At 39.4% G+C, this 7,183-nt stretch carries 7 protein-coding genes and 1 tRNA gene; 2 read left to right on the forward strand and 6 right to left on the reverse strand.

All coding sequences use genetic code 11. From position 1 onward, the window contains the following. Positions 1-66: 66 nt before the first annotated feature. The 5 genes from mltB to FTU91_RS04610 form a co-directional block, all read right to left on the reverse strand. The gene (gene mltB / locus FTU91_RS04590; protein ID WP_180044552.1) at positions 67-1,068 is read right to left on the reverse strand and encodes a lytic murein transglycosylase B; all 1,002 of its coding nucleotides are present in this window, start codon (positions 1,066-1,068) and stop codon (positions 67-69) included. A 922-nt stretch (positions 1,069-1,990) separates the two neighbouring features. Next, the gene (locus FTU91_RS04595; RefSeq protein WP_180044599.1) at positions 1,991-2,641 is read right to left on the reverse strand and encodes a hypothetical protein; all 651 of its coding nucleotides are present in this window, start codon (positions 2,639-2,641) and stop codon (positions 1,991-1,993) included. A 26-nt stretch (positions 2,642-2,667) separates the two neighbouring features. After that, complete coding sequence (gene queF, locus FTU91_RS04600; RefSeq protein ID WP_180044598.1) at positions 2,668-3,483, reverse strand: NADPH-dependent 7-cyano-7-deazaguanine reductase QueF; 816 nt, start codon at positions 3,481-3,483, stop codon at positions 2,668-2,670. After that, positions 3,483-4,256 carry an ABC transporter permease gene (locus FTU91_RS04605; RefSeq protein ID WP_086195004.1) on the reverse strand — a complete coding sequence of 258 codons (774 nt, stop codon included), beginning with the start codon at positions 4,254-4,256 and terminating at the stop codon, positions 3,483-3,485. The genes queF and FTU91_RS04605 overlap by 1 nt, the downstream gene beginning before the upstream one ends. Further along, positions 4,253-5,188: an ABC transporter ATP-binding protein gene (locus FTU91_RS04610; RefSeq protein ID WP_180044597.1), complete on the reverse strand. Its 936-nt coding sequence runs from the start codon at positions 5,186-5,188 to the stop codon at positions 4,253-4,255. Before FTU91_RS04610 ends, FTU91_RS04605 begins: the two co-directional genes overlap by 4 nt. Before the next feature lie 179 nt (positions 5,189-5,367). Between FTU91_RS04610 and FTU91_RS04615 the strand changes: the two genes are divergently transcribed. Together FTU91_RS04615 and FTU91_RS04620 are read left to right on the forward strand one after the other, a co-directional pair. Beyond that, a tRNA-Arg gene (locus tag FTU91_RS04615) sits at positions 5,368-5,443 on the forward strand. A gap of 169 nt (positions 5,444-5,612) precedes the next feature. Continuing rightward, positions 5,613-6,938, forward strand: a complete 1,326-nt coding sequence (locus tag FTU91_RS04620) for an integrase arm-type DNA-binding domain-containing protein (protein WP_180044596.1) — start codon at positions 5,613-5,615, stop codon at positions 6,936-6,938. A 149-nt stretch (positions 6,939-7,087) separates the two neighbouring features. Here FTU91_RS04620 and FTU91_RS04625 read toward each other — a convergent pair. Then, positions 7,088-7,183: transposase domain-containing protein (locus FTU91_RS04625; RefSeq protein ID WP_141192730.1), on the reverse strand; the 96-nt coding region annotated here is incomplete at its 5' end.

Consider the following 7,183-nt stretch of genomic DNA (forward strand, 5'->3'; position numbering starts at 1 on the left):
GTCCATTTTATAAACAATTTAGTAAAAATAAATCTTGACTTTAGTATTATTTGGTAAAAACCAGTCTTAACGGCTGACGATTTCGTTACCTAATTGCCATACCGCTGTAGCATACATGCGACTCTTGTTGTAGGTCGTAATGACCTGAAAATTTGGATAGGTAATATAATAAATCGGGCCATAACTATCTTGAAGTTGAATAATATTTACCATATCCAGATCATCAATTTGTACAATCGGATTGATCGGTGTGATGCCTTGATTTTTTAAAGCGCCATATGGTGTTGGCTGTTCCAAATCTTTTGCAATAACTGAGTCTGGATTATTCCCTGTATAGCGGGCGGCAAAGCCGATGGGTTGATTGCGTTGCCATCCATATTGTGCCAAGTAGTTGGCAATAGAACCAATAGCATCTACGGCAGAATTTCTTAAGTCAATATGTCCATTGCCATCATAGTCCACGCCCATTTTGCTAATGTTGCTCGGCATGAATTGAGGATAACCAATCGCTCCAGCATAAGAGCCAACGACTGAGCTGGCAGGTACTCCATCTTTATAGGTCCATGCAATCAGTGCAGCAAGCTCATCCTGGAAATACTGGGCACGTCGCTCATAGCCGAAGCCTAAGGTTGCTAGGGCATCACGGGTAATGAAATTACCTTTATTGGCACCAAAACCGGTTTCTACCCCTAAAATCCCTAAAATGATCGATTGCGGTACACCAAACTGCTGTTCAGCGCGGTTTAAAGTATCGGCATACTGAGCTTTGAAACGTACCCCACGCTGAATGGTGCTTTCCGCCATAAAATTGGTTTTATATTCATACCAGGGTTTACTTTCACCAGGGCGGTTCATGATATTGATGATATTAGGCAGGTTTTTTGAGCCATTCATGGCCCAATCGACCTGTTCTGCACTCAAGCTATAAGTTTGCATGGTTTGTTGTCTAAAGCTGTTATATGCGGGGTGATTATAAAAATCGTTGGCTTGACAGAAGCTGGTGATGGAAAGTGCACCGAGAAGTAAAGGAAGACGTTTAATGCTGTTATAAAAGTTGATACTTAACATATTACTCAAAGTTCCAAAAACATAATCAGTGTGTGTAAATTGACATCACGACGCTAAAAGACGGTATTACAAATATAGTGACCAAAAATCCATTTCATGAAAGATAACGGAATTTTTCAAGTGGTTAAGATAGCATTGACCAAGGCTGTATCCACAAGTTCATATACAAAAAAAGACAAAGAACGTTATTTGTTGCATAAATCCATGTATTTGATGCCAGTTCTTTGAACTGTACTGTGTATACTCAGCAGAAGAACTGCAAATTAAAGTTCAGTCTGCTTGAGCTGATCCAGTTCGGTTCTTTATATTGTTTGCAATGATACGTTTTATATAAGCCCAGAATATGAAATTTAGTAGTGATTTTGCATTATCAGGAAGTGTTTGTCTGAAAAAACATCAGAACATTGTATCTGGTTGGATGGATGCTTAATTGTAATAAATCATCTAATATTTACCAGTCAGCTAAAAATATGTTCTGTTATGGCTTCTTTGTATCAGATTGCTAAAAAAGTCTATTTGAAAACAAAATTTAGAAGAATTCCTGCTTTTTTATCTCTTATTCAAGCATGCAAGAATCTGCTTGCTAGACAACCATCTTACAAGTTCATAAATTGAAATTTTTCTTGATGATTGTTGCTATAAAAAACATGAAAGAGATAAAAATTTAAGCCCTAAAATAGTATAAAAAGTGAATTAATCACGATTTAATTTTGCTCAACACTTTATATTGAAATTATTTGTATAAATGATGGAGGAATAGATCATAAAGTCTTTTCTGAAATTTATATAATACCCAGTACATCTATAAATTTGATCAAGACAAATACCCACAAAGACAGTAGTGCTGCACTTATGGTTTGGGAATAAAATTTTGCAATAAAAAACCTGGCGATTGCCAGGTTTTAGATCATGTTAAATGTGCTCAAGAATGAAATAAGGTATCGTGATATTCAGCCAGTACCAATAACTCACCTTTAGTTAGATGCGGAATGATTTTTTCCACAGCAATATGTACGGCTTTAATCACTGCAGCAGAACCCAGATCGGCAGCTTTACGCTTGATCATGCCCAAATCTAGGGTTTTATTAAAGTCATTCATGAAATGACGCACGGTCGCTTCAGCAAACTGCTTATAAAGTTCAGTTAAGACTGCTTTATTTACCTCATTGCCTGCTTTAATTTCCGCATAACTATTTTTAAGATTGGTCACCAGACTGGCATCTAATGGTTCACCTACACGGAAATTGCCAGCTGCATCTTTAAACAGGCTTTTTTGTGAAAACTCAATGGATTGTTTTACTACATCATTGGAGGATTTACTCAACAACTGTTTCAATAAAACTGCAACGGTTGATTTGACATAACCGGCCAGTTTTTCAGCGGTATCACGTTTATCACTGGCTGGGAAACGACGCACAAGCTCAGTCAAAATAGCATCAATGATTTCATCATTGATCAGCAATGCAGTCTTGTCGCGTAAAGGGTATAGCGGTTCGCTGGAATTTTTCTTTTCCTGACCTGTTTGAATACTTGTTAATAATTCTGCAGAAGGAATAAAACCAAAAAATGGCATGTTAAACAACCTCAATATTCTTCATTTTATTGTCGCGCCAAACGAATGGGGCGAGGCATCCATGTCGCATCGGATACACGGCAAGGGTTGATGTCTAATCCGCCACGACGTGTATAAGTTGCATATACCATCAGTTTTTCCGGCGCAAGGTTTTGCCAGATGTCGGCAAACATCTGTTCCACGCATTGTTCGTGGAAACCGTTATGCTGACGGTAGGAAATAATATAAGCTAAAATACTGCGATAACAAGGTTTTTTACCCTGATAACGTATAAAAACTGTGCCCCAGTCTGGCTGGCCGGTGACTGGACAGTTACTGCGGAGTAAATGTGAATAAAGTTGTACTTCAACTTGTTCACTATTTTCTGTGTCTAATGTTAATAAACTCGCATCTGGATGGTTTTCCAGGCGTTCAGGGCTTAAATCATCAATACAGATTCCTTCAGGTTTGGAAATATCCAGATCATCTACCTGAAATAAAGTCAGCGTGACCGGTGCACCTGCCGCAGCAGATAAATCTTTTTCGACCGTTGCAATAAATGCTTCTTTTGAATCGAATTGGGTAAAGTTCATACTATTAAAGTAGAGCTTGAGAGATTTTGATTCGATCAGGTTGGGTGAGGATGCCGGCAGAGTGATACGACCAATCGCCACCTGAGGAATGCCAGCCGCATTTAACCAGGAAATTTCAAAAACATGCCACCAGTCTTTGCCGTGTTGAATGCCTTCAACATGGGCGTATTTTTCACGCGCAGTGGCACGTGAAATTGGAAACAGAATATCGGGTTGATATTCTGTTGGATAATTGGTGTCTTTACCTAATAGAGAATGTTCTACACTCATTATTCACGCATTCCTGAACCACGAGAAAGTAAATAGTAAGCTATACCGTAAAGTACGGCACAACATAAGGTAATTACAGTCAATGAAATGGAAACATTGACATCACTATGACCTAAAATGCCGAAACGGAAGGCATTCACCATATATACAATCGGGTTAATTAAAGAGAGATTTTGCCAAAATGGACTTAAAGCACTAATGGCATAGAATACACCACCTAAATAGGTCAGTGGAGTCAGTACAAAAGTGGGGATAATCGAAATATCATCAAATGATTTTGCATAAACAGCATTAATAAAACCGCCTAATGAAAATAAGAATGACGTAATCAGCACGGTATATATAGTGACGAACCAGTTGGTAATATATAAGTCAGTAAAGAACAGGCTCATTGCAGTGACAATTATACCAACCAAGGCACCACGGCAAACACCACCAATTACATAGCCCCACAAAATCATGTGCAGCGGTACAGGACTCATAATTAGTTCTTCAATGCTTTTCTGGAATTTGGCACTAAAGAAACTGGAGGAGACATTGGCATAACTGTTAGTGATCACCGCCATCATAATCAAGCCGGGTACAATAAACTGCATGTAGCTAAAGCCACCCATTGTGCCAATCCGTGAACCGACCAAATTGCCAAAAATCACGAAATACAAACTCATGGTAATGGCAGGTGGCAATAAGGTTTGTGGCCAGATGCGCATGAAGCGACGCACTTCTTTATGTACCAGGGTATAGAGCGCAACACTGAGTTGATTGAAGTTCATTGCGCGGCTCCTTCAAGATTTTTTTCCACCATTTTTACAAAGATTTCTTCCAGACGGTTCGACTTGTTACGCATACTGCGTACTTGAATGCCTTGTGCTTCCAGCAGTTGGAACAGTTCATTCAAGGTATGTGCCTTGTCCATGGTGACTTCTAAGGTCACTGGATCAATTAAATTAAAACGCACGCCAATAATATCCAGATGGATGGGTTGAATCGGTTCGACCAGGTCAAAAATAAAGGATTCTTCACTCAGCTGGTTTAAGAAAGATTTCATGCTAGTATCTTCCTTAATCACACCACGGTCGATAATGGCAATGCGACGGCATAGCATTTCAGCTTCTTCTAGATAATGCGTAGTCAGAATAATTGATGTACCTTTTTCGTTCATTTCAGTGAGGAAGTCCCACATGGAACGACGTAATTCAATATCCACACCGGCAGTCGGTTCATCTAAAATGAGCAGCCGGGGTTGATGCATCATGGCACGGGCGATCATCAAACGGCGTTTCATTCCGCCAGAAAGCATGCGTGCCTGTATGCCACGTTTTTCCCATAGGCCTAATTTTTCCAAATATTCTTCAGCCCGGCTTTCTGCAATTTTTTTAGGAATACCGTAATAGCCGGCTTGAGTCACCAAAATATCAAAGGTTTTTTCAAACTGACCAAAGTTGAATTCTTGCGGTACGACACCCAGGCATTGTTTGGCTTCTGAAGGGTGGGTATCCAGATTATGGCCAAAAATTTCCACTGTACCGGAGGTTTTTTTGGTCAGTGAGCTAATGATGCTAATGGTGGTTGATTTACCCGCACCATTTGGACCAAGGAGGGCATAAAACTCACCTTCAGGTACCGTTAGGTTGATTCCTTTTAGTGCTTGAAAACCGTTACGATAGGTTTTGGATACGTCCCTCAAGGTCAATGCATCAGTCATGAAATTCTCACCTGGTGAATAGTAGGAGTATTGTGAGTGATCTTGCTGAATAAACCAAGTAAATAAGCAGGAATTGTCTGTTGCAATAATGGAACATTGCTCAAAGTATAAGCACAAAAAGTGATGACTTATATATAGTTGCTTTACCTTACCGTTTTTTTTGTTATGATGTGCATCGCGCGCTCATAGCTCAACTGGATAGAGTACAGGTCTCCGAAGCCTGTGGCGTGGGTTCGAGTCCCGCTGAGCGCACCAAATCAATAGCTAAACATACAAAAATATATTCTGAAAGCCTTTAAATATAAGGCTTTATAATAAAAATATAGCAGAATATAACAAAATAAATAAGGATATAGTTGCAAGTTATAAGGATATATATGAGGATATATTCGATTCTATCCACTTTTGTATCCTTATTCTGACTATGGCCAAGCACATAACACCGCTCTCAGATTCCAAATGCACAAGCGCCAAGCCACAAGATAAAGACTATTCTTTATACGATGGACAGGGCTTAATTCTATTTGTCAGAAAAAGTGGCACTAAGGTATGGCGATATAAATATAAAAAAGCCAATGGTAAAGATGGATTGATGACATTGGGCAACTTTCCAGCACTAAGCCTAAAGTCAGCAAGGGATAAACGCCGCGAATATGAAAAGTTATTGGCACAGGGTACAGATCCAATCGAATATGAAGAAATCCAAAAGTATAAAAAGGACAACTCATTTAGTTTTGAAGCCATAGCCCGGGACTGGCACAAGGAATACAGCAATACAGGCAGATGGATACCCGATACAGCAAACAAAGCATTAAGAAATTTAGAAGAGTATGTATTCCCTTTGATTGGAGAGAAGTCTGTTGATGAAGTGAAGCCTAAAGATTTGGTTATGGTTTTGCGGTCAATTGAGGAAAAAGGATTTACAGAGGTACTTAAGAAAACAAGACAGAGATTTAGTGCCATCTTTGCTTATGCAATCTCAAGAGGTTTATTAGAAGAAAACCCATCCTATTTTTTAAAGGATGTATTTGTTAAGACCAATAAGGCAAAACACTATCCGCAGTTGCCACTTGAGCGACTGCCTGAACTATTACAGCGATTAAACAGTGATACTGGTTATCCATTAACAAGATTATGCACGGCGTTTACTTTACATACTTTTGCGCGTTCTAGTGAAGTACGTTTTGCTCGTTGGACTGAGTTCGATCTTAAAAAGGGGATATGGACCATACCACCAGAGCGGGAATTAATAGAAGGGCAGAAGTATTCTAATCGTGGTGCCAAAATGAAAACTGAGCATCTGATACCTTTATCGCCTCAAGTCATTTCTATTCTTAATGAGATTTATATCTACAGCCACATGACTAAAAATGTCTTTCCCAAAAACGGCGACCCTCAAGGCTTCATCAGTGAAACTACAATTAATAATACTTTGCGCCGTTTAGGGTATGACACTGATAATGAGATATGCGGGCATGGCTTTAGGGGTATGGCTTGTTCTGCATTGGTGCAAAGCACTCTATTTCAAAAAGAAGCAGTAGAGAAGCAAATGAGCCACCAAGAACGTGACCAGGTACGTTTAGCATATACGCACCAAGCTGAATACATGGAAGAACGAAAAGCTATGCTGAATTGGTGGAGTGACTACCTGGAAGCAAATCAGAACAACTTTATAAGTCCTTATGACTTCACGCAGCAGCTTTTAAGCAATGATGTGATTAATTTTAAATACGTAAAACTGGCTAAGTGATAAACCTTATCGCTCAATCTGCATTTTAATATATTTCCCTAGAAACTCTGAACCGTACCGGGTTTGTCGGAGACCAAACTTTCTGAGAGAATGTCCCGATGAAAAAAGTAAAATATACGTAAGCGTCCGCTGAACCCCATCGCCATTTTTTAATTTGAGTTGGATTTCCAGCGGTGTGGCAGTAATTCTTCAATCTGGGTCACTTTATGTGTCGGCAACCTTTTCAGTACATCGCTTAAATAGGC

The organism is Acinetobacter sp. YH12201, assembly GCF_013418145.1.
GTDB lineage: Bacteria > Pseudomonadota > Gammaproteobacteria > Pseudomonadales > Moraxellaceae > Acinetobacter.